This is a genomic window from Streptomyces sp. SID10853, assembly GCF_010548145.1.
Taxonomy (GTDB): domain Bacteria; phylum Actinomycetota; class Actinomycetes; order Streptomycetales; family Streptomycetaceae; genus Streptomyces.
Genome location: NZ_JAAGLN010000003.1, coordinates 12906 through 35762, shown reverse-complemented (window position 1 = coordinate 35762; position 22857 = coordinate 12906). Strand labels below are relative to the sequence as shown.

Genomic DNA, 22857 nt, shown 5'->3' with positions numbered 1-22857 from the left:
AAGCACGGGAAGTACCGGAGGAGGCCGGAAGCCGGAGGAGGCCGGAAGCGACCACGACGGACGAACGCATGACGAATGACAGATGTTGAAATCTGTCATTCGTCATGCCATAGTCGCCGTGCGCCGACTTCCGTCAGCCAGCTTCCGTTTCCGGCGAAGGAGCCCTCAATGGCCGCCACTCCCGTTCCCGCCCGCACGCTGGGCACCGCAGGACCGCTGACCTCCACCCTCGGCCTCGGCTGCATGGGGATGTCCCCGGTGTACGGCACCCCCGACCGCGCCGAGTCGATCGCGACCATCCACGCGGCCCTCGACGCCGGGGTCACTCTGCTCGACACCGGCGACTTCTACGGCATGGGCCACAACGAGCTGCTGATCGGCGAAGCCCTGCGCACTGCCCCCGCCTCCTGCCGCGAACAGGCCCTCACCAGCGTCAAGTTCGGCGCGCTGCGGACTCCCGAGGGGGCCTTCACCGGTTACGACGGCCGCCCGGACGCGGTCAAGAACTTCGCCGCGTACTCACTCCAGCGGCTCGGCACCGACCACATCGACATCTACCGGATCGCCCGTGTCGACCCGGACGTGCCGATCGAGGAGACCGTCGGCGCCATCGCCGAACTGATCGAAGCGGGCCATGTGCGGTATGTGGGGCTCTCCGAAGTGGGCGCCGAGACCATCCGCAGGGCCGCCGCCACCGCGCCGGTCACGGACCTCCAGATCGAGTACTCGCTGATCTCCCGGGGCATCGAGTCGAAGATCCTGCCCACCACCCGCGAGCTGGGCATCGGTATCACCGCGTACGGGGTGCTCTCCCGCGGTCTGCTCGGCGGGCACTTCACCCGGGACCAGGAGCTGGGCCCCGGCGACTTCCGGAGCATGAGCCCCCGCTTCCAGGGCGACAACCTCCGGCACAACCTCGAACTGACCGACGCACTGCGGAAGGTCGCCGCCCAGAAGGGCGCCACCGTCGCTCAGACCGCGATCGCCTGGGTGTCGGCACAGGGCGACGACATCGTCCCGCTGATCGGCGCCCGTACCCGCGACCGGCTGGCCGAGGCCATCGGGTCCCTCGATGTCACGCTGGACGCAGCCGACATCGCCGCCATCGAGGAGGCCGTCCCGGCCGGATCCGCCGCGGGCGAGCGCTACGCGGCCGATCAGATGGCCCACCTGGACAGCGAGCGCTGACTCCCCGGTACCGTCGGGGGCGCTCCACTCCCCCGCACGGCAGCGCGTCCTCCGAAAGGCAGCGCAGCACCGAAAGGCAGCGCAGACGCGATGACGCCCGAAGCCCTGACACCCGAGCGCATTCTTGAGGCGACCGAGGACGTGCTGCGCCGGTACGGGCCGGCCAAGGCCACGGTGGTCGACGTGGCACGGGTGCTCGGGGTCAGCCACGGCAGCGTCTACCGCCACTTCCGCACCAAGGCGGCGCTGCGCGAGGCCGTCACCCAGCGCTGGCTTGACCGGTCGGAGACCGAGCTGGCCCGGTTCGCCGACGACCGGGCCGGCTCCGCGACCGCCCGTCTCGAGGACTGGCTCGCCGCCCTCTTCTCGGCGAAGCGCCACAAGGCGGGCGACGACCCCGAGCTGTTCGCGACCTTCGACGTGCTGGCCGAGGAGAACAGCGGAGTCGTCGACAGCCACATCGAGGCACTGACCGCACAACTCGCCCGGATCATCGAGGACGGCTGCGGCCAGGGCGAATTCACCCCGCCCGCAACCGACTTCACGACGACTGCCCGCGCGGTCTTCCAGGCCACGGGCCGCTTCCACGACCCGGCGTACGCGACGGAGTGGGGCCGCCCCGGCATCGAGGACGACTTCGCCGCCGTACGAAACCTGCTGCTGAGCGGACTCAGGGCCCGCTGAGCGAAGCTCGCCGGCTCTCCGAGGGAACCCGCCGAAGTTCTCATCGAGGGGCTCATCGAGCGGCTCAGCAAGGTGCTCACCGAGGGGCCCGCCGAGAGGCCCGCCTCCTTGGGCGGGGGCCGCGAGGGCGACGGCGGTTGCGGCGCCACCCAGCACCCGGCAGGGCCGCGCGCCGGGCCGGTTACGCTGCCGGTATGGCCAGCCACAAGCCCGTACGGACCATCGACGCCCGAAGTCTGCGCGCCCTCGCGCACCCGCTGCGGGTGCGCATCATGGAGTCGCTGCGCCGCGACGGACCCGCGACGTCCACCACGCTGGCCGGGGAGTTCGGCGAGAGCACCGGCACCGTGAGCTGGCATCTGCGGCAGCTCGCCGAGCACCGTTTCATCGAGGAGGACGTGGAGCGGGGCACCAAGCGGGAGCGCTGGTGGCGGGCAGTGGAGGACCGACAGGTGCTGCACACCGCGCAGTTGAGCAAGGAGGACCCCTCGGCGCGGGTCGCCGTGGACGCGTATGTCCAGGAGCTCATCCAGCTCTACTTCCAGCGGGCGTCCGCGTACGCCGCGCAGGAGTGGCCCGCCGAGTGGGAGAGCGCGGGCACCATCGCCAACTGGGACGATCTGCGGCTGACTCCCACGCGGCTGCGGGAGCTGAACGACGAGCTGATGGCCGTGATCGACAAGTACTACCCGGCGGAGGGCGAGGCCGCCGCACCGGGATCGCTGCCGGTCAGCGTGCAGCTCCAGTCCTTCGCCCGCCACGAGGGCAGGAGTTGAGGCCGTAAGCGCGGCCCCCAGCAGCTCTTCATATTGCAGAGAACTCTCTGCAAACCCCTTTGCAGAGAGTTCTCTGCAAGCTATCTTCATACGCATGCCGACTCCGGGTACGCCAGCGCGCTCCACCCCTCGCAGCCTCCTGCTGCGCAACCGCGACTTCCGCCTCCTCTGGACGGGGTCGACCACCGGGAAGTACGGGGCCTCGGTCACCTCCGTCGCCCTGCCTCTGCTCGCGGTCACCCTGCTGCACGCCTCCACTCTCCAGGTGGGCCTGCTCACCGCCGCGAGCTGGCTGCCCTGGCTGCTCATCGGCCTGCCCGCGGGTGCCTGGGTGGACCGGCTGCCGCGCCGCCCGGTGATGCTCACCGCCGACGCCGCCGCGCTGCTGCTCTTCGCCGGGGTACCGGTCGCCGCCTGGCTGGGGCTGCTCTCGATCGGCTATCTGCTGGTCACAGCGGTGCTGGCCGGCACGGCGTCCGTCTTCTTCCAGACCGCGTACACCGCGCTGCTCCCGCACCTCGTCGCCCCCGAGGACCAGGCCGAGGGCAACTCCAAGCTCCACGGCAGCGAGTCGGCGGCCCAGCTCGCCGGCAACGGCTCGGGCGGCTTCCTGGTGCAGGCGCTCGGCGCGGCCAACGGGCTGTTCGTGAACGCGGCGACGTTCGCGGTGTCCTTCCTCTGCGTCCTGCGCATCACCCACCGCGAGGAGCGCGGCCCGGTGACGGTGCGTTCGCGCGGAGCGCTCGGCCGGGAGATCCGTACGGGCCTGCGGCTGACCTTCGGCGACCCGTATCTGCGCGCCATGGCCGTCGCGGGCGGCGCCTCCAATCTGGCGCTGATGGCGTATCAGTCGATCCTCGTGGTCTTCCTGGTCCGCGAGGTTCACCTCTCGTCGGGGGTCATCGGCGCGCTGATGACCGGAGGCGGCATCGGCGGCATCATCGGCGCCTTCGCGGCCCGCCGGGTGGCCGCCCGGATGGGCAGCGCCCGCGCCCTGATCTTCTTCCAGGTGGCAGTGCCCTCGCTCGCACTCCTGATCCCGCTGACCACGGCCGGGTTCGGCCTCGTGCTCTTCGTGACCGGCTACACCTCGGTGTCCTTCGGGGTGATCGCCGGGAACATCCTCGCCTCGACCTTCCGCCAGCAGTACTGCCCCAAGGAGATGCTCGGCCGGATCTCCGCCTCGGCCGCGTTTCTCAACTACGGCACCATCCCGCTCGGGGCGGTCATCGGCGGCGCGCTCGGCGAGGGGCTCGGGACGCGTACCGCCCTGTGGATCACCATCGCCGGGATCCCCCTCGCCGCCTCACTCCTCTGGTTCTCCCCGATCCGCCGCTCCCGCGATCTGCCGACCGCACCGCCGGCCACCACCCCGGAGCCCCGGCCGAACACGGAGCCCGCACTCTGAACGTGCAACCTGAACATGCAACCTGAGCACGCGCTCGGCACACGCGCCCTGCGCACGCGCTCTGAGCGCGCACCCTGAGCGCGCGCCCTGCGCCCGTCGGCCGGGGCGCGGCGCACCCGGTGGGAAGGCGAGTCCGCCTTCCCACCGGGTCTATTTCCGGCCATCGCGCCTGGATCGGGGCCGACTGTCGACCATCACTTAGGTTAGGCTAACCTTCACCGGGTGACCGCGACTGCACCCGACCGAGAAGACACCCAACGGCCCCGACGCGCCACGGCAGATGCCCGCGCCACGTCTGCCACGTCTGCCGAGAGTTCCGCCACGCCCGCCGAGAGCGCCGAGAGCGCCACGTCCGCCGTGCGCACTGAAGGCACCCGCACGCCGTCCGGCCTCGCCGCCACCGGCATCACGGTCGCCTACGACGGCGCCGATGTCGTACACGGAGCGGACCTCCGCCTGCCGCCCGGCCGGGTCACCGCGCTCATCGGCCCGAACGGCAGTGGAAAGTCAACCCTGTTGAGGGCCGTCGCCCGCCTGCACCGGGCCCGCGCCGGTCAGGTGGCCCTGGGCGCCGACAGCGAGACCGGCATCGACGCGCTCGCCCTCTCCCGTACGGACTTCGCCCGGCGCATCACGCTGCTCGCCCAGAGCCGTACCACCCCGGCCGGTCTCAGCGTCCGCGAAGTGGTCGGCTTCGGGCGGCATCCGTACCGCAGCCGGCTGCGGGGAAGCGACCCGGACGGCGCGCGGCTCGTCGAGCACGCCCTGGCCGTCACCAACACCACCGAACTCGCCGACCGGGGCGTCGAGAGCCTCTCCGGAGGACAGCTCCAACGCGTCTGGTTCGCCTGCTGCCTGGCGCAGGACACCGAGGTGCTGCTCCTCGACGAACCGACGACCTATCTCGACCTGCGCTACCAGGTGGAGATCCTGGACCTCGTCCGGGAACTCGCCGACACGCACGGCGTGACCATCGGCGTCGTCCTGCACGACCTGGACCAGGCAGCCGCCGTGGCGGACCAGGTCGTCCTGCTCTCCTCGGGCCGCGTCGCCGCGGCCGGGACCCCAGCCCAGGTGTACGACGCCGAGTTGCTCACCGACACCTACGGCATCCGTATCGAGGTCGAACCCGACCCCGCCACCGGTATCCCCCGCACCCGCGCGGTGGGAAGACACCACCTTCGCCCCGAAAGGCCCTGAAACACCTCATGACGACCAAGCCCACAACGGCCGAGCCCCTGGCGACCAAGCCCCCGACAGCAAAGCGCTGGGCATGGTCCCTGCTCGTCGGGACCGCTGCGATCTCCCTCGTCGGCTGCGGCACATCCGAGGCGCCCAAGAAGGAGTCCGCGTCCGCCGCCAAGCTGACGCTCACCGACTCACGCGGCAAGAAGGTGACACTCGACGGACCGGCCAAGCGCGTCGTCGGCACCGAATGGGACGTCGTCGAATCGCTCGTCTCGCTGGGGGTCGCCCCGGTCGGCGCCGCCGATGTGAAGGGGTACAAGGCGTACGACACCGCCGCGCCGCTGCCCAGCGGCGTCAAGGACATAGGCACCCGCGGCGAGCCCAGCGTGGACACCGTCGCCGCCCTCAAACCCGACCTGATCGTCGCGACGAACGACCTGTCGGACTCGGCCATCAAGCAGCTCTCCAAGGTGGCACCCCTCATCGTGGTACGGGCTGCGGACGCGAGCCGCCAGATCGACCAGCTGACCGACAACGTCAACCTCATCGCCAAGGCCACCGGGACCGAGGACCGGGCCAGGACAGAACTCGCCGCCTTCCGCGGCAAGATCGCCGCGGGCCGCAAGGAACTCGCCGCCGCCGGGCTCAAGGGCGAGAAGGTCGCCTTCGCCGACGGGTGGAAGGAAGGCAGCCAGGTCTCGGTGCGCCCCTATGTGAAGGGCTCGCTGCTCACCGACATCAACACCGAACTCGGCCTGGTCAGCCCGTGGACCATGAAGGGCGACAAGGGCTACGGCCTGGCGGCGACGGACGTGGAGGGCCTCACCAGGATCGGCGACGCCCAGTTCCTCTACATCACCAACACCACTGACGGCGAGGACCCGTTCGCGGACGGGCTCAAGGACAACGCGGTGTGGAAGTCACTGCCCTTCGTCAAGAAGGGCGACGTCCACCGCCTCCCGGACGGCATCTGGATGTTCGGCGGTACGGCGTCGATGACGCAGTACGTCGACGCCGTCGTGCACGCGCTGACCAAGTGAACGTGTCCACTCGCCCGGCGGAGACCGTACGTACGCCGTCGAGCGCCCCGGTGCAGGAGCCGTCATCCCCCGGGACCGGCCGACGGCCCGCGCACCGGGGCACTCTCGTCCTGCTCGCGCTCGGGGCACTCCTCGCGCTGCTCGCCCTGGCGGTCGTGCACATCGGTCAGGGCACGGCGGCCGTCGGGCCCGACGCCCTCTGGCACGCCGTCACCACCCTGTGGACCGGCAACGGCAGTACGGACCGGGCGGACGCCGTGCTGGTGGCCTCCCGGCTGCCGCGGCTCGCCGCCGGGCTGGTCGTGGGCTGCACCCTGGGGGCCGCCGGAGCCGTACTGCAGTCGGTGTCGCGCAACGTCCTGGCCTCGCCCGACACGCTCGCCGTGAACGCGGGCGCGTATCTGGCGGTCGTCGCCGTGGCCGCGTTCGGTGTCACCCTGCCCGCCTTCCCGGCGGGCGGGACGGCGCTGGTCGGCGGGCTGCTCGCGGCGGCCATCGTGCTGGGCCTCGCCCGGACAGGGACCGGCTCCACCCGGCTCGTCCTGGCGGGCTCGGCCCTCACGCTCGGGTTCAGCGGTCTGAGCCAGATGCTGCTCCTGCTGCGCACCCAGCAGACCAGCGGCCTCTACGCGTGGGGCAACGGCTCGCTCGCGCAGATCGGTATGCAGACCATCGGCCCGCTCACCCCGGTCGCACTCGTGGCGCTGCTCGGGCTGATCGCGCTCGGCAGGCGGCTCGACATCCTCGGGCTCGGTGACGACGAGGCCCAAGTGGTCGGCGTCAACCCGCGCCTGACCAGGACCGTCGCCGTCGTCCTCGCCGTGGTCCTCTCCGCCGTCTCGGTCACCGTCGCCGGGCCCATCGGCTTCGTCGGGCTGTGCGCGCCCGCGATCGTACGGCTCATCGGTGCCCGCGTACCGGCGCTCCTGCGCCACCGGGTGTTCATCCCCGCGTCCGCGCTGGCGGGCGTATTCGTCGTGCTCGGCGCGGATGTCCTGCTGCGCGCCCTCTTCGGGGCCCAGGCGGGCACGGCCGTACCGACCGGCATCGTGACCAGCTTCTTCGGCGCCGTGGTGCTCGTCTTCCTGGCGTACCGGTCCCGGGACGGCGGCTCCACCCGTCCCGACGCGGCCTTCGCCCGGCTGCGCGGCCGCCGCGCCTTCGTCCTGACCCTCGCGGTGACGGCCGTCGCTCTCGTCGCCGCGGTGGTCGCGGCGACCCTCGTCGGCGACACCACCCTGCTGCTCGGCGACGTGGGGAACTGGCTCACCGGCCGGTCCGGACGGCTCGTCACGTTCGTGCTCGACACCCGGGTGCCGCGGATCGCCGCGGCGCTGCTCGCCGGGGCCGCGCTCGCCACGGCGGGCACAGTGGTGCAGGCCGTCTCGCGCAACCCGCTCGCCGAACCGGGCATCCTCGGCGTGGTCGGCGGGGCCGGGGTGGGCGCCGTCATCACGCTGACGGCCGTGCCGCTCGCGAGCTTCTGGCTGATCAGCGGGTCCGCGCTGGCCGGGGCTGCGGCCGCCACCGCGCTGGTCTTCGGGCTCGCGGCCCGGCACGGCCTGGAGCAGAACCGGCTGGTGCTGATCGGTATCGGGGTGTCCGCGGGGGCCGCCGCGCTGGTCAGCCTGCTGATCGTGCTGACCGATCCGAACAACGGGACCAAGGCGCTCGTGTGGCTCTCCGGCTCGACGTACGGGCGTACGTTCCCCGAGGTCCTTCCGGTGCTCGGCGCTCTCGTCGTCTGCCTGCCGGTCCTCGCGGTGCTGCGGCGCGACCTCGACATCATCGGTCTGGACGGCGACACACCGCGCCTGCTCGGGATCCGGCTCGGCACCACGCGCCTGGCGCTGCTCGGGGTGTCCGTGGTGCTCACCGCGGCGGCGGTGGCCGCGGTCGGTGTCATCGGTTTCGTCGGCCTCGTGGCCCCGCACGCGGCACGCGCCCTGGTGGGCCAGCGGCACGCCCGGGTCCTTCCGGTGGCCGCGCTGATGGGCGCCCTGCTGGTGGTGGTGGCGGACATGGTCGGCCGCACGGTGATCGCGCCCGCGCAGATCCCCGTGGGGGTCGTCACCGCGGTGATCGGCGCCCCGTACTTCGGGTGGCTGCTGTGGCGGGCGAGGGGGGAGAGGTAGCGGGGGAACGGCGGCGAGGGGGTAGCGGCGCGAGGGGGGCGCGTCAGGTAGAGGGGCGGGCGTCAGTCGGACGCGGTCCCGGTGGCGCGCTCCCAGGTCTCCGGCGACCACACGCCCGAGCGGCGGAGCGATGCCGGGCAGTGCCGGAAGATCTCCTCGATCTCGACCACCAGCGCGAGTTCGGGCCGCCGCCCCTTCACGGTCATCGCGTCGAAGAACGGCGCGTCCCTGAGGAGTTGGGCGCGGCCGTTGACGCGCAGGACGTCCATCACGCCGGGTATCAGATAGAGCAGGCCCACATGCGGGTTGGACAGGACGTTGTGGAAGCTGTCGCCCCGCCGGTTGCCCGGGCGGTCGGGCAGGACGAGAGTGCGGTCGTCGAGTACGTGGGTGAAACCGGCGGCGTCACCGCGCGGGGAGACATCGCAGTTCCCCGCCGCGTCGCAGGTGGAGAGGGCGCAGAGGGGCGAACGCGCCAGCAGGTCCAGATCCTCGTCGATGAGCCGGTCGTGCACCTTGTCGATGACGATGGGGTGGGGCACACCGAGGATGCCGCGCAGCTCATCGGCCGACCGCACGGGCACGGCCCCGGCGAGCGAATCCAGGGCGGTGCGGCCGGCGGCCGGCGAGGCGGTGGGGACCGCTGCCTGCGAGGCGGGCGGGGACGCGACGTACGACAAGGGGGTGCTCCGTACCGTGAGAGGGCTGCCACAGCGGGACACTGACCAGCCAGTTAGGGTTACCTTACTTCCCTGCGGCCCCTGCTCCAGGCCCGGGGCTGCCGGCGCGCGGTCGGGGCTGGTGGGTAGCCACGGGATCGATCACCGATGCGAGAAGCTCTCCGGGTGCCAGGACCCGCTTCGCTGCGGTGATGCGGGAATCCGCGCCCACCGGCCCCATGCCGTCCGCCAAGGTTCACCGGAACCGTTCGAGACTCTCCGTTCCACCGTTCCACCGTTCCACCGTTCCACTGCTCCGGCTCCCGCGCAGACCATAGAATTCGCGCGGAAGAGGCTGAACAGCATCCCCGAGGAAGCCGAAACGCCATGGCCGACAAGCGAATCGCGACACCTGTCAGGACGTGCTCCTTCCGCTCGTCCACGGACGGGCAAGAGTGCGCGGAGGCGGCCGGGGCGCTCGACGGCAGCCGCGCCGTCCGGGACAGCAAACGCCCCGCGTACGGCACCACGTACCACTCCCCCACCGCCTGGACCGCCTTCCTCGCGGCAATGAAGGCCGATGGCAGCCGCTGAACTCGACCGTCACGGCGGTGTGTCCCCCTCCACCGGGGACCTTGTGACGGCGCGGCTCGTGCTGCATCCGCTGACCGTCGACGAAGCCGAGCGGCTGGTGGCGGGCAGAGCGGCCGAGGGCGACCGGTGGGCAGCCGCATACCCCACGGCAGGGGACATCTCCGCGGCCCGGCGGTTCCTCGCCGCCTGCGCGGCGGGTGGGGCTCCGCACCCGGGCGCGTACGAGATCCGGCGGCGCGGCGACGCATACGCGATCGGAGGTGTGGATTTCCACGGCCCGCCCGACGAAGAGGGCAGCCTGACCATCGGGTACGGCCTGGTCCCGGCCGCGCAGGGCAAGGGGTACGCGTCCGAGGCGGTCCGGGCGGTGCTCAACTCCGCCCGAGCAAGGGGCTTCACCCGAGTGAAGGGGGACGCCGACCACGAGAACGCCGCGTCCCACCGCGTGATGACTGCCGTCGGCATGACGCTGACCGGGCAGGACGAGCGGGTCAAGTACTACGAGGTCGCCTGGGACGGCATCGCGGCTCGGCAGACCGCCGATCCGCCGCCGCCCCCTTGCCGGTGAACCAACACACCGCGGATGTCATCAAACCGGAGACAGCCGAGACAGCCGAGAAACCGTCGCCTCCGGCCTCGGAGCCGACCGTACCCAGGAGATGCCTTGTCCGCGATGCCAGTCAGTGATGTCGACCTCTATACCGAAGAGGCGCGCGTTGATCCGTACCCGATATACGAGGAACTCCGCGAGACGGGAGCGGTGGTGTACCTGCCCCGCTACGACCTCTACGCGCTGCCGCGTTACGACGACGTGCGGGCGGCTCTCACGAACTGGCAGACCTTCTCGTCGGCGCGGAGCGTATTCGTCGACCCGCTGATGAATGCCCAACTCGAAGGCATCACGCTGTGCAGCGACCCTCCCGACCACACGGCGCTGCGGTCGGTACTGGGCCGGCCCCTGCGTCAGGACCGTATGCGCGACGTCACGCCACGGCTTGAGGCGGAGGCCGACCGCGTCGTCACAGAACTGGTGGAGCGCGGACGGTTCGACGCCGCCACGGAGTTGGCCGAGCATCTGCCGATGACCGTCGTGTCCGACCTGGTCGGTCTCCCCGACCGGGGGCGCACCAAGATGCTGGAGTGGGCCGCGGCCATCTGGAACGTGCAGGGGCCGGCCAACACACGGTTCACGGAAGCGATGCCGGTGGTCGAGGAGTTCCTCGCGTTCGCCGCGAATGACGCGGTGCCGGGGAAAATTGACCCCGGCGGCTGGGCCGCTCATCTCTATCAGGCCGCCGACCGTGGTGAGATATCCAAGGAGACGTGCCCGGCGCTGATGCTCGACTACGTCACTCCGAGCCTCGACACGACGATCCTGGCGATCACGAACATGATCGCGCTCTTCGCGGAACACCCTGACCAGTGGGGGCTGCTGCGGGCCGACCGGTCGTTGATCCCGCACGCGATCAACGAATCCTTGCGCCTTGAGTCCCCGGTCCCGCAGTTCAGCCGGGTGCTCACGGAGAACCACGAGATAGACGGGATCCCTCTCGCGGCAGGCTCCCGGGTCGCCCTGCTCTACGGCTCTGCCAACCGCGACGGGCGCCACTATCCCGACCCGGCCCGGTTCGACATCACCCGCCGCCCCTCTGACCACCTGGCCTTCGGACGCGGAGAGCACGTGTGCGTCGGCATGCACCTGGCGCGGCTCGAACTCAGCACGCTCCTGGAGCGCCTTGCCGACCAGGTGGCCCGCTTCGAGACCCTCAGCTCGACACCACTGATCAACAACGGGCTGCGGGGCCTGAAGCATCTGGAGGTCGCGGTCCACCGGGATACGCCTGCGGCTGCCTGACCCGACAGGCAGCCGGGTCAGGGCACCAACGGGCAGTGCGTACCCGTGTAGATGGTGGGCATGCAGAGGTTGCAGTGGGTGCACTGCGAGGCGGTGTCGGGGGCGGCCGTGATCCGGGCGATCAGGTCCGGCTCGCGCAGCAGGGCCCGGGCCATGGCGACGAACTGGAAGCCCTCGGCCATGGCCAGGTCCATCGTCTCCCGGTGGGTGATGCCGCCGAGCAGGATCAGCGGCAGGTCGAGGGCGGCACGGAAGCGCTGGGCGAACTCCAGCAGGTACGCCTCCCGGTACGGGTAGGCGCGCAGGACCTGTTTGCCGGCCAGCCGAATGCCCAGCCGCTGCGGCTGCGGGAACTGCGCCGCGAACTCCTTGACCGGGGCGTCGCCGCGGAAGAGGTACATCGGGTTCAGCAGCGAGCTGCCCGCGGTGAGCTGGAGCGCGTCGACAGAGCCGTCGTCCTGGAGCCGCCGGGCGACCTGAATGCTCTCCTCGATGCCGAAGCCGCCGCGGACGCCGTCCTTCATGTTGAGCTTGGCGGTGATCGCGATCCGGTCGCCGACCTCGTCGCGTACGGCCCGTGCGATGCCCCAAGCCACCCTGGCCCGGTGGTCGAGGCTGCCGCCGTAATCGTCCTTGCGCCGGTTGATCTTCGGGCTGAGGAAGGAACTGGCCAGGTAGTTGTGGCCGAAGTGGATCTCCACGGCGTCGAAGCCGGACTCGACGGCGATACGCGCGGCCTCGGCGTGGGCCCGGGTCACGCGGTCGATGTCGTGCGGGGTCGCGGGCCTGGTCATCCGCATGCTGAGCGGATTGAACAGGCGGCCGGGCGCCAGCGCGGGCAGCCCGGTGGACTTGGCGTCGGCGACCGGTCCGGCGTGGCCCATCTGGGCGGAGACGGCCGCGCCTTCGGCGTGGACCGCGTCGGTCAGCCTCCGCAGCCCCGGTATCGCTTCCGGCCGCATCCAGATCTGGCCACGTTCGGTGCGCCCCTCAGGCGCCACGGCGCAGTAGGCGACCGTCGTCATGCCGACGCCGCCTGCGGCCGGCCGACGGTGGTACTCGATCAACTCGTCGGTGACCAGGGCGTCGGGGGTGCAGCCCTCGAAGGTGGCCGCCTTGATGATCCGGTTGCGTAACGTGAGCGGACCGAGCTCGGCCGGGGCGAGAACGTCCGGCGCCTGGTGGGGAAGGGGCTTGGCCATGGGGATCACCCTTCGTGAGGTTCGGGACCGGCCGACGGGGCGTCCAGGCCGGCGGTGATGAACGCGATCACCGTGGTGACCGGCGGGGGCTGTGCCGCGCCGAGGTCGGCGACGTTCGCCGCGGGCTCTCCGTACAGCTGCAGCAGCAGATCGAAGGCGAGGCGCCAGCGGTCGGCGACCTGTTGGGCCGGCAGGTCAGGCCGGGCCGCGGCGAGCAGATCGCGATAGGGCTGGTGCCGGAACCACGGGTCGTCGAACGGCAGGTCGCGGTCGCGGAGCACCGTGCGGGCCAGCAGGTGGAGCAGCATGCGCCCTTCGGGGCGGGCGGCCAGTTCGGCCAGCGGGCGGACGACGACGTCGACGAGTTCGGCCGCGCCGGGGGTCCAGCCGGCGTCCCTGCGCCGTGTCAGGACGGCGAGACGGTCGGCCCACAGCGGACCGAGACGGCTCTGCAACAGGGCCACGACCAGGTCCTCCTTGGAGCCGAAGTGGTAGTGGACCGCGGCGGGATTCATGCCTGCGGCGGCGTTGACCGCGCGCATCGAGACCAGCTCGTAGCCCCGTTCGAGGAAGAGCCGTTCGGCTTCGTCCAGCAGTCGCGCCCGGGTGGTGTCAGTCGCCATGGCACCGCATGACAGCACAGCTCACGACAATTCTCAATCAGTGATTGAAAATTGGTCGCCGTTGTCCTCCCCCCGCCCCGGGGCTGGACGTCGTGCCGTGCCCGGAGTATCGAGGAGCCATGGGGGTTGTGACCGGGTGGCTCGGCGTCGGAGTGGTCCTGCGGTTGATCCGGTGGAGCTGCTGGGTGGTATGCGTGACGGACATCTTCATCGGCGCGGTCACCGCCCCGCTGCTCGACCCGGTCACCCGACGGTCGCTCGGCACCGGAAGGGTCCTGGACTCCACCTCTGCCACCGCGGCGTTACCGGCCCGCGCCGCACTCGGCGCGGTGTGTGCTCTGACGGTGGCCCTGGCCGTGCGGTACGTGGGCTGGTGGGCCGACCGCCGTCACGTGATGTCGGTCGTGCGCCCGTCCGGTCCCGCACCCGTCGCACCCGAGCTGCCGGACCTCGCTGTCCCGGCCGGTGACACCCCGGCCTTCGGGAGGCCGGGGCGCCGGCAGCGGCCGGTCCTGGGGAGAGCGCTCATCGTCGCCGGTGTCGGGTGGAATGTCCTCGCGGTCTCGGCGTACACGGCGGGGCTCGGACGGGTGGCCCAGGTGGTGCTCCAGGCCCAGTACCGTCTCGGCACCGATGTCGGGGCTGCGGTGCAGGCGACCGGGCTTCTGCTGCTCGCGGCCGGTGCGCAGACGGCCGCGCCGTTCTTCCTGAGGCGCGGGCGGCGCCATCGGGTGGGTGTCCCCGACTCGCTGTCCGCCTGCCTGGGCGAGCCGTATGTGCTCTATCTCCGCCCGTTCGGGAAGGACGATCCGATCGCGTCCTATCCCGTCGGTCTCGCTCGTAAGCCCCGCTATCTCAATCTGACCGGATCGACCCTGACCGTCGAGGAGTTGCTGTCCTGGTCGGTGCGGCACGCCGGTCGCCTGCTGGCGGTCGGGCACCCGGAGGAAGCGCTCCCGCCGCCCGGTGCCGACCGGGTCTATCTGCCGTGGAACAACTGGGAGCCGACCGTCCTGGCTCTGCTGCGGCAGGCCCGGCTTGTCGTCCTGGGCACCGGGCCGGCCCGCGGCACGCTCTGGGAGTTCGGACAGGCGGTGTGCTGCCGGGACCCGGCCGAACTGGTCCTGCTGGTCTACTCCAGCCCCGCGGAGTACGCCGAGTTCCGCAAGGTCGCCGACCACCTGCTGCCGGGAGGGCGTCGCCTGCCCGACCTGGCCGGGCCGGAGGGCCGGGGCCGGGGCACGGACGCCGACGGCTACCCCCTGCGGGCCCTGGTGGTCTTCGCCGACGACTGGACGCCTTCCCTCCTCCCCCTGGATCTCAGGAAGACCGCGGGCCGGTTCCATGACAGGGGCGGCGAGGACATCAGGCTCCAGCTGTACACGCGGTTCCGCGCGGTCCTCACCCGGCTGGGGCTCCACTCGGACGAGGAATCGTCGCCCACCCGGCGGATGCGGGCGCGCGCACTGGCGGCCGCCCTGCTGTGCGGTTCCCTGCAAGGGCTGATGCTCGTGCTGCTCCCGGCCGCTCCCGCCGCGCCGGGAGACGGGCCGGGATATCCGTGGCAACTGAGCATCCCCGCACAGTTGTCGGGTGCGGTTCTCGCGGGCGCGGCCGCGGACCGCTGGGGTCGTCGCCCGGCCGGTCTGCTGACGGCCGGGCTCCTCGCCCTCGCCGCTCTGCCGCTCACGGCCGGGGCCGGGCTCGTTGTCCTGATCCCCTCGGGATTACTGATGTCCCTGGCCGTCGGGGGTGAACTCGGCGTGACCGTGACGCTGTTGGCGGAGACGGCGGCGCCCGGCCGAAGGGCCGCGCTGTTCGGCTGGTACTTCGGCGGCCTGTACGCGGCGGAGGCGCTGTCCGGCGTCGCCGGAGCCGAAGCCCGGGGCACCGGTCTGCGGGATGCACCGGCCGTGGCCGCCGTGGTGCTGGCTCTGTTGGGGCTGGCGTTACGGCGGAGGCTGTGGGAGCCGCGTAGCGCGGAGCAGTCCGATGCGCCGCCGCGCGCACTCTACGAGCCGTTCCGCCACCACCAGCGGCTGTCGGTCCTGGTCGGGTTCCTCGCCCTGGGAGCCGGATGGACAGTCAGCTCAGGGCTGGACGCCACCATGCGCACCTCCACCGGAGAACTCAGGCACTCCTCGCTGCCCGCCGGGCTCGCGGTCCTGCTGTTTCCCCTGCTGGGACGGCTCTCCGACCGCCGAAGGCCCGTCGTACTCGCCGTGTGCGGCGGCGCCTTCGCCGCACTGGAAGTGGCCGTGTCCCTCACCACGCCTGCGTCGTACCAGGTGGCCATGGTGCTGCGGTGCGCCGATGCGGTCCTGGTCGCTGTCCTCTTTCCCGGCGCGGTGGCGGCCCTGGCGGAGGCGGTACCGGCCCGGCTGCGGGCCACCATGGCCGGACCGGCGTTCATCGGCGCTGTGGCGGCATCGACCTCGCTGTTGTCCCTGCACAACGAAATCGACTCCCTGGGCCGCGACCGGGTCTTCCCGCTCTGCCTGGCCCTGCTGTACGTGACGTTCTCCGTCATCGCGCTCCGCACCACCGGCATCGGCCGCGGAACACTCGACCGCTGAGCCCTGAGCCGAAGCGGCGCCCCCTTTTCCGCTGCTCGGTCACCGCCCTTGCCCCGCACGCGAATTCGCCGCCGATTCACCTCTGCGGGGGAACGGCCCGGCCTGACGCGGCCCCGGAGGCCCGTACCTGCCTACTCTGGCTGCGGCGCCCAACCACCCTGCCCAGGCGCCGACTTGACGTCACCTCCGACGCGAACGCACCCGGAAGGGATCCATGCCGATCCACATCATTGTAGCCATCAACAGCAATGAGCCGCAGGCCGCGGACGAGCTCGAAGTGCTTGCCCACGGCATCACCACGGCTGGGGAACGGACGGAGCAGCGGCCGTTCGACGGCGAGGCGGCTCTCCAGATGCTCATCGCGCTGAGCGTGGCCACTTTCCCGTACTTCAGGACGTGGATCCGCTCACGCGCCGATCAGCGGAAAGAGACCAAAGTCGTGGTCGACGGCCTGGAACTCAGCGGCTACACGGAGAAAGAAGTGAACCGGATCCTGGACCGCGTGCAGGGGAAAATCGCCGAGATCCCCGAAGGGGCGCCCGGCCATGATGGATAGCGCCTATCTGAAGACCCTGTACGGGGCGGACTGCTTCGACAGGGTGCTGCCCGCCTGGTCGGAGAATTACGAGAACTACTTCCATCTGTTCTGGGAGGAAGAAGCAAACCTGCTGCAGGTGGACAGCACTGCGCCTCCCTTCGTGGTCGTCGATTCCTTTCACGCCCGGCCGTCCCACTTCGTGAGCCCGTCCGGGGAGTACGTGGTCTACGACCAGCAACTCGGCCGGATCTTCAGCGCCCTGACCAACCTGGCGCTCAACGAGGCGGAGCCCGACCAGGTCCTGGCCTGTCTGTACCGGCTGACGGGCCACCGGCTCTACCTCACCGGCCATCTCGACTCGGCGTACTACATCTCCATCGCCCAGAACATCCTGCGCGACCGCTGCGCTCCCGTCCCCGCGCCGTCGAAGGCCACCTGGACCCTTGCGCTCGCGCAGGAGCTGTTCACCATCGCGCACGAGGTGTGCCATATCCTGCTGCGCAACGAGAGGGAAAAGGCCGGGCCGGGCTGGAGCAGCAAGGACTCGCTCGACGTCGTACGGGAATGGGCAGGAAGGTTCTCCGCGGGATCCGCCGACACCCCCTCCTTCTTCGACCTGAGCGGATTCGTGGACGGGCTGACACCGTCCAGCCCGCTCATCGAGGAGTGCGTGTGCGATCACATCGCGTTCCTCTCCATGGTGCCGTTCATCAAGAACTCGGGGCTGCCGTGGCCGGTGATGGACTCCGCGCACCTCGCTCTGAAGAACCTCCACGTACTCCAGCTGTTGGACGAGCGGGTGCGCGTACATACGACACAGTCCGAAGTGAATGTGTCCGATTCCTATATGGAGTCATTCGTCAGGCAGGGCCATCTGCACACCCACATCGAATGGCTCTCGCAGGACCAGGCCAATCCGGAGTTCCCCCGGATCGACCTCGCATCGGGGGATTTGTTCGACGCGTCCATCGCCAATGCGGAGAAGTTCGACCGGGTCCTGGGAAACAGGTCGTTCCTGTTCGGCTTCGACAGACTCCTGGACCAGGTCGCTGAATCCGGGCTGCGGGACCATCCCCTGCCGCCCGACAGGGAGCTGGCAGCCACCGTACGGAGCCGGCTGGCGTTCTGAACGCCGCAGGGCCGGTGCCGGAGTCCGGGCCCCCGATGTCCTCGGAGAACACCGGATTCCACACGGGCAGCACCCCGTCGCTGGTCAGCTCCCACCGATGGTCAGCACCCGTCGATGGTGAGCACCCCGTCGATGCGGCGGGGCAGCCCCGGCACCGGCCCGTCCGCGAGTTCGGCAGGCAGCAGGGCCTGTGGCGCGTCCTGAAAGGTCACCGGCCGCAGCCAGCGGCGTACCGACGCCGCGCCGACCGAGGTCTCGCCCGGAGCCGTGGTCGCCGGGTAGCCGCCTCCGTGGTGCATCGCCCAGCTCACCGCGACGCCGGTGGGGTAGCCGTTCACCACGACCCGGCCCGACCGCGCCGCCAGCATCCGGAATGCCGCCGCGAAGTCCGGGTCGGTGGCCTCGGTGGCGCCGTGCACCGTCCCGGTCAGCGCGGCCGGGACAGCGGCCAGCACGGCGGCCAGCTGCGCCTGGTCGGCGTACCGGACGACCACGGCAAACGGCCCGAAGTGCTCCGCGAGCAGGGCTTCGGACCCACCGGACAGCAGCGCTTCCGGATCCGCCTCCACCACCAGCGCGCCCGTCGTGCCGTCCGCGCCTTCGGTCGCCGCCAGTACGGTCACCCCGGGCAGTTCACCGATGCCCTTCGTCTCACGGGCGAAGGCGGCCGCGATCGACGCGGTGAGCAGGTGGCCGGGGCGCGCCGCCCGTACCGCCGCCGCGAGCGCCGTGACGGCCTCCGTGCCGTCCGCGCCCGCAGGCAACAGGATCAGCCCGGGCTTGGTGCAGAACTGGCCCTGCCCCAGCAACACACTGCCGGCCAGTCCGCCGCCGATTTCCGGCCCGCGTTCAGCGGCCGCAGCCGCTGTGACGACCAGCGGATTGACCCCGCCCAGCTCCCCGTAGAACGGTACGGGTGTCTCACGCGCGCAGGCCAGGTCGTACAGGGCGCGGCCACCGCGCAGTGAGCCGGTGAACCCGACCGCGGTGATACGTGGGTCGGTGACCAGTGCGGTTCCCTCGTCCCGGCCGAACACCAGGCTGAACACACCGGCGGGGCCGCCGCGTTCGCGTACCGCCGCGGCGATCACCGCGCCCACCAGCCGGCAGGTCTCGGGGTGCGCCGGATGCGCCTTGGCCACGACCGGGGCTCCCACGGCCAGTGCCGACGCGGTGTCGCCACCCGCCACCCCGAAGGCCAGCGGGAAGTTGCTCGCGCCGAAGACCGCCACCGGGCCGAGCGGGACAAGCATCCGGCGCAGGTCGGGGCGGGGGCCGGCCGGGGTCTCCGCCACCGGTCGGTCGATGACGGCATCCAGATACCCGCCGTCCCTGACGACGTCACCCAGGAACCGCAACTGGTAGGCGGTTCTGGCCAGTTCACCGGTCAGCCGGGGCAGCCCGAGGCCGGACTCCCGGTCGGCGGCGGCAGTGATCCGCTCCGCGTCGGCCTCCAGCCCGTCCGCGATGGCGTCGAGCAGCGCGGCTCGTCCCGTCCGCCCCTGCTCGGCCAGCCAGGGCAGCGCGCGGGCCGCCGCGGCGGTCAGCGATGCCACCTCGCCCACCCCGGTCTCCGTCACTTCCAGCCGGGTCACCGCGCCGGTGCGCGCATCGGTGGACACTACGGTCGTCATTCTTCCCCTCCGTCATCAGGTATCAATGCCGCTGTCGGGCCTAGAAGTACGTGCCGAGCCCTTCCAGCACGTCGTAACGGTCATCGACGAGGGGGATCCAGCGCCAGCGGTCGAACGCCCCGCACGGATGGCTGATCCCGCACACCAACTGGTCGCCCACCGCTACGGAGTCGTCCTCGGGAACCCGTACGTACGCGTGCTGGTCGTTCAGGGCGGTCACCTGGAAACGCCCCGTGACGTCCCGGGGCGGGCCCGCCGCGCTGTGGACCGATTTCACCTGGGGCAGCCGGAAATCGTACGGTGCGTCGCGCCGGCCGAAACCGGCTATCACGAGGCCGGGTTCAGGCCGTGACCAGACGGTCGCCCACAGCTCCAGGGCGGGGGCCAGCCGGTCTTCGGGCGCCCGGTCGCTCCGGCCGGCCAGCGGCGATGTCGGTCCGTACATCTCCTCGTCGTGTGCCACATAGCATCCGCTGCGCAGCACGGTGCGCACGGGGAAGTCGAACCGGTCGGGGCCCAGCACCTCCACCACGGTGTCGAAATACGCGCTGCCGCCCGCCGAGACAATGGTTTCCGCGGACTCGAACAAGTCCTTCGCCCGCAGGGCGCGCACGGCGTCGGCCACCTCACCCAGATAGCTCCGGCACTGGTCGGTCACGTCCACCGACGCGTCGCCGGACAAGAACCCCTCGAAGCCGGAGACTCCGGTGAGACGCAGGAACCGTGCCTCGTTGACCGCGGATCCGACCGCCAGCGCGTCGTCGAGCGACCGGCAGCCTGTCCTGCCTCCTCTGTAACCGATTTCGACCAGGACCTCGACCGGACGGCGGGGCTTCACCTCGGCGAGTACGCGCTCCATGAGGTGGACCGCTTCCACACTGTCGGCGTAGCAGAGGAATCCGAAATCCGGGTCCCGGTCCAGTTCGGCCGCCACCCATGCGATCGCGTCCTTGTCGACGAGCACGTTGGCCAGCAGTATCCGCGGTATCCCGAACCTCCGGTACGTCCTGCAGTGGGCCGGGGTCGCCGCGGTCATCGCCCAGGCCCCAGCCTCCAGCTGGCGGCGGAACAGCCAGGGCATCATCGATGTCTTGCCGTGCGGGCTCAGCGAAACGCCCTGTGCGGTGCAGTACTTCGCCATGGCGGCGATGTTGTGCAGGACTTCCCTGCGCTTGAGCACGAGAGCCGGGAAGCCGAGGTCCCCGGCTGTCACGTTCAGCCCGCGGTCCCGCCAGTCGTCGAGGGTGCCTGCCTCGTCCCGGCCCCTTGCCCACGGGTCGTCGCCCATGCCGCCGGCCTCGAATTCCTGCATGATCGCCATTCCGTTCCGACCCTGAGGTCACTTGATTGCCCAGCAGGCCACTCCGGCGGGCCCTTCGGCGGGCCACTTCGGCGGGCCGCGTCAGCAAGTCGCGTCAGCGGGTCACGGCGGGCCCGGCCCCGTCAGTGCTGCCCCGTCAGTGCGGTCCCGTCAACGCGGTCCGGTCAGTGCTGCCCCGCCCCGGCCGTGTCGAAGACCGGCCAGTCCACGTACTCCTTCTCCGGCGGGGCCGCGTAGGACAGGTACTTGCTGGTCGTGATGCCGTATTCGACACACGCCTCGACCAGCTTGACCGCGCATCCGCAACCGTCAAGAACGGGGATTCCCAGCTCCGCCTGCAGGGACTTGTCGAGTGGCCCGAGCCCCGCGCAGCCCAGACAGATGGCCTCCGCGTCGTCCTCCTCCATGGCCCGCCGCGCCTCCGCCGCGATGATCGCCCTCGTCGCGTCGAGGTCCTCCTCGATCTGCAGCACCGACAGGTCGACCGCCCGTACGGAACCACACCGGCCGGCCAGCCCCGCCCGCTCGATGGACTCGGCCAGGCGCGGCTTGGAGCGCCGCATCACCGTGACGACGGAGAACTTCGCCGCGACCAGCGACGCCATGTGGGCCGCCGCCTCAGCGATACCGATCACCGGGCCCCGTACCAGCTCGCGCAGCGCACGCACCGCCGGGTCGTCGAAACAGGCCACGACATAGCCGTCGTACGCGTCGCGGTGCTCCATGACCAGTTCGACGGTCGCGGCAGAGGCGAGGCAGTCCTCGGTGTAGGACTCGATCGAGCGCGGGCCACGGCGCGGGTTCAGCACATCGACGGTTGTCGACGCACGCGCCGCTCCCCGGCACTCCGTCGCGATGGCGGCGCTCATCGACGGTGATGTGTTCGGATTGACCACCAGAATCCTCATCCGTCTACACCGTCTTCCGGCTCAGGTACTGTCCGCTTCCGGCGCGGCCCCGGAATTTCCCGTCCCGGACGATCTCGTCGCCCCGGAGGAACACCCGGTCGACGCGTCCGGGCAGGTTCCAGCCTTCCCACAGGCTGTAGTCGACGTTCATGTTGTGTGTGTCCCGTGAGATACCGGTGCTGCCGTCCGGGTCCAGCACGGTGATGTCGGCATGCGACCCGACAGCGATGGTGCCCTTCTCCGGGTACAGACCGAATGCCTTGGCCGGCGATGTCGACGTCAGATGGACGAACTGCTGTGGCGTCAGCCGCTTCTTGACGACGCCTTCCGCGTACATGAGCTGCAGACGGTGCTCAATACCCGGTCCCCCGTTGGGGATCAGTCTGAAGTCGTCGATGCCGGCCTTCTTCTGGGCGAAGCAGAACGGGCAGTGGTCCGAGCTGACCACGCTCAGCGACCCGGTCCGCAGACCGCGCCAGAGAGCGTCCCGGTCGACGGCTCCCCGCAGCGGCGGGGTGAGCACTGCCTTGCCCCCCTCGAAGCCCGGTGCGCGGTACAGGCTCTCGTCCAGGGTGAGGTAGTGGGTGCAGGTCTCGCCCGCCACGGGCATCCCGGTGGCCTGAGCCTCGCTGAGCGCCAGCGCCGCGCTCTCGGTCGACAGGTGCACGAAGTACAGCGGTGCGTCGGCCATGCGGGCGATACGGATCGCGCGGCTGACCGCTTCGGCCTCGGTCGACGGAGGCCGCGACAGGGCGTGCGACTCGGGGCCCCGCTTGCCCTGTGCCATCAGGTCCTCGGCCATCCGGTCGATGATGAACCCGTTCTCCGCGTGGACGCACACCTGAGCCCCGTGACGTGCACCCGCCTGCATCACACGGTAGATCTCACCGTCGTTCAGCATGAGTGTTCCCGGATAGCCCATGAACACCTTGAAGCTGGTGATACCACCGCGCACAACAGTGCCGAGATCCGCGATCGCGTCCCGGTAGAGATCGGTGATGGACAAGTGGAACCCGAAATCCACAACGGCTTTTCCGGTGGCTTTACGGTGCCATGTGTCGACGGTCTCCTGGAGGGTCTGCCCTTTCGCCTGCGTCGCGAAGTCGACAATAGTGGTGGTTCCGCCGCAGGCGGCGGCTGTCGTGCCGCTTTCGAAGTCGTCGGCCGTTGTGGTGCCGCCGACCGGCGCGTCCAGATGTGTATGTACGTCCACACCGCCGGGAATCAGGATCCGGCCCGCTACGTCTATCTCCCTGTCGGCCTGCTGGGAGAGCCCGCTGCCGATGGCCCGTACGATTCCCCCGTCGACGAAGACGTCGGCCTCGACGACGGATTCGGACGTCCAGACCGTGCCGCCCTTGAGCAACAAGCTGCCCATTGTTGTCCTCCACTTGCTTCC

At 70.7% G+C, this 22857-nt stretch carries 20 protein-coding genes; 13 read left to right on the top strand and 7 right to left on the bottom strand.

Annotation, left to right across the window (positions count from 1 at the left end; genetic code table 11):
* Positions 1–168 precede the first annotated feature (168 nt).
* From G3I19_RS01730 to G3I19_RS01700, 7 genes are all read left to right on the top strand, one after another.
* A complete protein-coding gene (locus G3I19_RS01730) occupies positions 169–1188 on the top strand; it encodes an aldo/keto reductase (RefSeq protein WP_164258677.1) in 1020 nt (339 codons plus the stop codon).
* A gap of 90 nt (positions 1189–1278) precedes the next feature.
* Positions 1279–1872: a TetR family transcriptional regulator gene (locus G3I19_RS01725; protein WP_164258676.1), complete on the top strand. Its 594-nt coding sequence runs from the start codon at positions 1279–1281 to the stop codon at positions 1870–1872.
* A gap of 194 nt (positions 1873–2066) precedes the next feature.
* Positions 2067–2648: a winged helix-turn-helix domain-containing protein gene (locus G3I19_RS01720; protein ID WP_164258674.1), complete on the top strand. Its 582-nt coding sequence runs from the start codon at positions 2067–2069 to the stop codon at positions 2646–2648.
* 94 nt (positions 2649–2742) lie between these two features.
* Positions 2743–4056 (top strand): MFS transporter, encoded by a 1314-nt coding sequence (locus G3I19_RS01715; RefSeq protein ID WP_164258672.1) that lies wholly within the window; start codon positions 2743–2745, stop codon positions 4054–4056.
* 405 nt (positions 4057–4461) lie between these two features.
* Positions 4462–5256 (top strand): ABC transporter ATP-binding protein, encoded by a 795-nt coding sequence (locus G3I19_RS01710; protein ID WP_164258791.1) that lies wholly within the window; start codon positions 4462–4464, stop codon positions 5254–5256.
* Between the two features lie 8 nt (positions 5257–5264).
* Positions 5265–6284, top strand: a complete 1020-nt coding sequence (locus G3I19_RS01705; RefSeq protein ID WP_164258670.1) for an iron-siderophore ABC transporter substrate-binding protein — start codon at positions 5265–5267, stop codon at positions 6282–6284.
* A gap of 2 nt (positions 6285–6286) precedes the next feature.
* Entirely contained in the window at positions 6287–8419 is a 2133-nt protein-coding gene (locus G3I19_RS01700) for an iron ABC transporter permease (RefSeq protein WP_164258668.1), read from the top strand.
* Between the two features lie 62 nt (positions 8420–8481).
* On the opposite strand, the gene G3I19_RS01695 is transcribed toward G3I19_RS01700, so the two are convergent.
* Positions 8482–9024 carry an MSMEG_1061 family FMN-dependent PPOX-type flavoprotein gene (locus G3I19_RS01695; protein WP_203599029.1) on the bottom strand — a complete coding sequence of 181 codons (543 nt, stop codon included), beginning with the start codon at positions 9022–9024 and terminating at the stop codon, positions 8482–8484.
* Positions 9025–9465: 441 nt separating this feature from the next.
* Here G3I19_RS01695 and G3I19_RS01690 point away from each other — a divergent pair, with 441 nt between their 5' ends.
* From G3I19_RS01690 to G3I19_RS01680, 3 genes are all read left to right on the top strand, one after another.
* The gene (locus tag G3I19_RS01690; protein ID WP_164258664.1) at positions 9466–9672 is read left to right on the top strand and encodes a DUF397 domain-containing protein; all 207 of its coding nucleotides are present in this window, start codon (positions 9466–9468) and stop codon (positions 9670–9672) included.
* Entirely contained in the window at positions 9659–10240 is a 582-nt protein-coding gene (locus G3I19_RS01685) for a GNAT family N-acetyltransferase (protein WP_164258662.1), read from the top strand. The genes G3I19_RS01690 and G3I19_RS01685 overlap by 14 nt, the downstream gene beginning before the upstream one ends.
* Before the next feature lie 105 nt (positions 10241–10345).
* Positions 10346–11527 carry a cytochrome P450 gene (locus G3I19_RS01680; protein ID WP_164258660.1) on the top strand — a complete coding sequence of 394 codons (1182 nt, stop codon included), beginning with the start codon at positions 10346–10348 and terminating at the stop codon, positions 11525–11527.
* Positions 11528–11544: 17 nt separating this feature from the next.
* On the opposite strand, the gene G3I19_RS01675 is transcribed toward G3I19_RS01680, so the two are convergent.
* Both G3I19_RS01675 and G3I19_RS01670 read right to left on the bottom strand, forming a co-directional pair.
* Entirely contained in the window at positions 11545–12729 is a 1185-nt protein-coding gene (locus G3I19_RS01675; RefSeq protein WP_164258658.1) for an NADH:flavin oxidoreductase, read from the bottom strand.
* Positions 12730–12734: 5 nt separating this feature from the next.
* Entirely contained in the window at positions 12735–13352 is a 618-nt protein-coding gene (locus G3I19_RS01670) for a TetR/AcrR family transcriptional regulator (RefSeq protein WP_164258656.1), read from the bottom strand.
* Positions 13353–13546: 194 nt separating this feature from the next.
* On the opposite strand from G3I19_RS01670, the gene G3I19_RS01665 reads away from it, so the two are divergent.
* The 3 genes from G3I19_RS01665 (at position 13547) to G3I19_RS01655 (ending at position 17595) form a co-directional block, all read left to right on the top strand.
* Complete coding sequence (locus tag G3I19_RS01665; RefSeq protein WP_164258654.1) at positions 13547–15928, top strand: MFS transporter; 2382 nt, start codon at positions 13547–13549, stop codon at positions 15926–15928.
* A 214-nt stretch (positions 15929–16142) separates the two neighbouring features.
* Entirely contained in the window at positions 16143–16484 is a 342-nt protein-coding gene (locus G3I19_RS01660) for a hypothetical protein (RefSeq protein WP_164258652.1), read from the top strand.
* Positions 16474–17595: a hypothetical protein gene (locus tag G3I19_RS01655; protein WP_164258650.1), complete on the top strand. Its 1122-nt coding sequence runs from the start codon at positions 16474–16476 to the stop codon at positions 17593–17595. The genes G3I19_RS01660 and G3I19_RS01655 overlap by 11 nt, the downstream gene beginning before the upstream one ends.
* Before the next feature lie 101 nt (positions 17596–17696).
* On the opposite strand, the gene G3I19_RS01650 is transcribed toward G3I19_RS01655, so the two are convergent.
* From G3I19_RS01650 to hydA, 4 genes are all read right to left on the bottom strand, one after another.
* The gene (locus G3I19_RS01650; protein WP_164258648.1) at positions 17697–19229 is read right to left on the bottom strand and encodes an aldehyde dehydrogenase family protein; all 1533 of its coding nucleotides are present in this window, start codon (positions 19227–19229) and stop codon (positions 17697–17699) included.
* Positions 19230–19269: 40 nt separating this feature from the next.
* Positions 19270–20541 carry an alanine racemase gene (locus tag G3I19_RS01645; RefSeq protein WP_164258646.1) on the bottom strand — a complete coding sequence of 424 codons (1272 nt, stop codon included), beginning with the start codon at positions 20539–20541 and terminating at the stop codon, positions 19270–19272.
* Positions 20542–20714: 173 nt separating this feature from the next.
* Positions 20715–21458, bottom strand: a complete 744-nt coding sequence (locus G3I19_RS01640; RefSeq protein ID WP_164258644.1) for an aspartate/glutamate racemase family protein — start codon at positions 21456–21458, stop codon at positions 20715–20717.
* Positions 21459–21462: 4 nt separating this feature from the next.
* Positions 21463–22836, bottom strand: coding sequence for a dihydropyrimidinase (gene hydA / locus G3I19_RS01635; protein ID WP_164258642.1), 1374 nt, complete (start codon positions 22834–22836; stop codon positions 21463–21465).
* Between the last annotated feature and the right edge of the window lie 21 nt (positions 22837–22857).

Coding starts and splice junctions, on each gene's coding strand:
- G3I19_RS01730 (WP_164258677.1), top strand. CDS start 169: ATGGCCGCCACTCCCGTTCCCGCCCGCACGCTGGGCACCGCAGGACCG.
- G3I19_RS01725 (WP_164258676.1), top strand. CDS start 1,279: ATGACGCCCGAAGCCCTGACACCCGAGCGCATTCTTGAGGCGACCGAG.
- G3I19_RS01720 (WP_164258674.1), top strand. CDS start 2,067: ATGGCCAGCCACAAGCCCGTACGGACCATCGACGCCCGAAGTCTGCGC.
- G3I19_RS01715 (WP_164258672.1), top strand. CDS start 2,743: ATGCCGACTCCGGGTACGCCAGCGCGCTCCACCCCTCGCAGCCTCCTG.
- G3I19_RS01705 (WP_164258670.1), top strand. CDS start 5,265: ATGACGACCAAGCCCACAACGGCCGAGCCCCTGGCGACCAAGCCCCCG.
- G3I19_RS01690 (WP_164258664.1), top strand. CDS start 9,466: ATGGCCGACAAGCGAATCGCGACACCTGTCAGGACGTGCTCCTTCCGC.
- G3I19_RS01685 (WP_164258662.1), top strand. CDS start 9,659: ATGGCAGCCGCTGAACTCGACCGTCACGGCGGTGTGTCCCCCTCCACC.
- G3I19_RS01680 (WP_164258660.1), top strand. CDS start 10,346: ATGCCAGTCAGTGATGTCGACCTCTATACCGAAGAGGCGCGCGTTGAT.
- G3I19_RS01675 (WP_164258658.1), bottom strand. CDS start 12,729: ATGGCCAAGCCCCTTCCCCACCAGGCGCCGGACGTTCTCGCCCCGGCC.
- G3I19_RS01670 (WP_164258656.1), bottom strand. CDS start 13,352: ATGGCGACTGACACCACCCGGGCGCGACTGCTGGACGAAGCCGAACGG.
- G3I19_RS01660 (WP_164258652.1), top strand. CDS start 16,143: ATGCCGATCCACATCATTGTAGCCATCAACAGCAATGAGCCGCAGGCC.
- G3I19_RS01655 (WP_164258650.1), top strand. CDS start 16,474: ATGATGGATAGCGCCTATCTGAAGACCCTGTACGGGGCGGACTGCTTC.
- G3I19_RS01650 (WP_164258648.1), bottom strand. CDS start 19,229: ATGACGACCGTAGTGTCCACCGATGCGCGCACCGGCGCGGTGACCCGG.
- G3I19_RS01645 (WP_164258646.1), bottom strand. CDS start 20,541: ATGCAGGAATTCGAGGCCGGCGGCATGGGCGACGACCCGTGGGCAAGG.
- G3I19_RS01640 (WP_164258644.1), bottom strand. CDS start 21,458: ATGAGGATTCTGGTGGTCAATCCGAACACATCACCGTCGATGAGCGCC.
- hydA (WP_164258642.1), bottom strand. CDS start 22,836: ATGGGCAGCTTGTTGCTCAAGGGCGGCACGGTCTGGACGTCCGAATCC.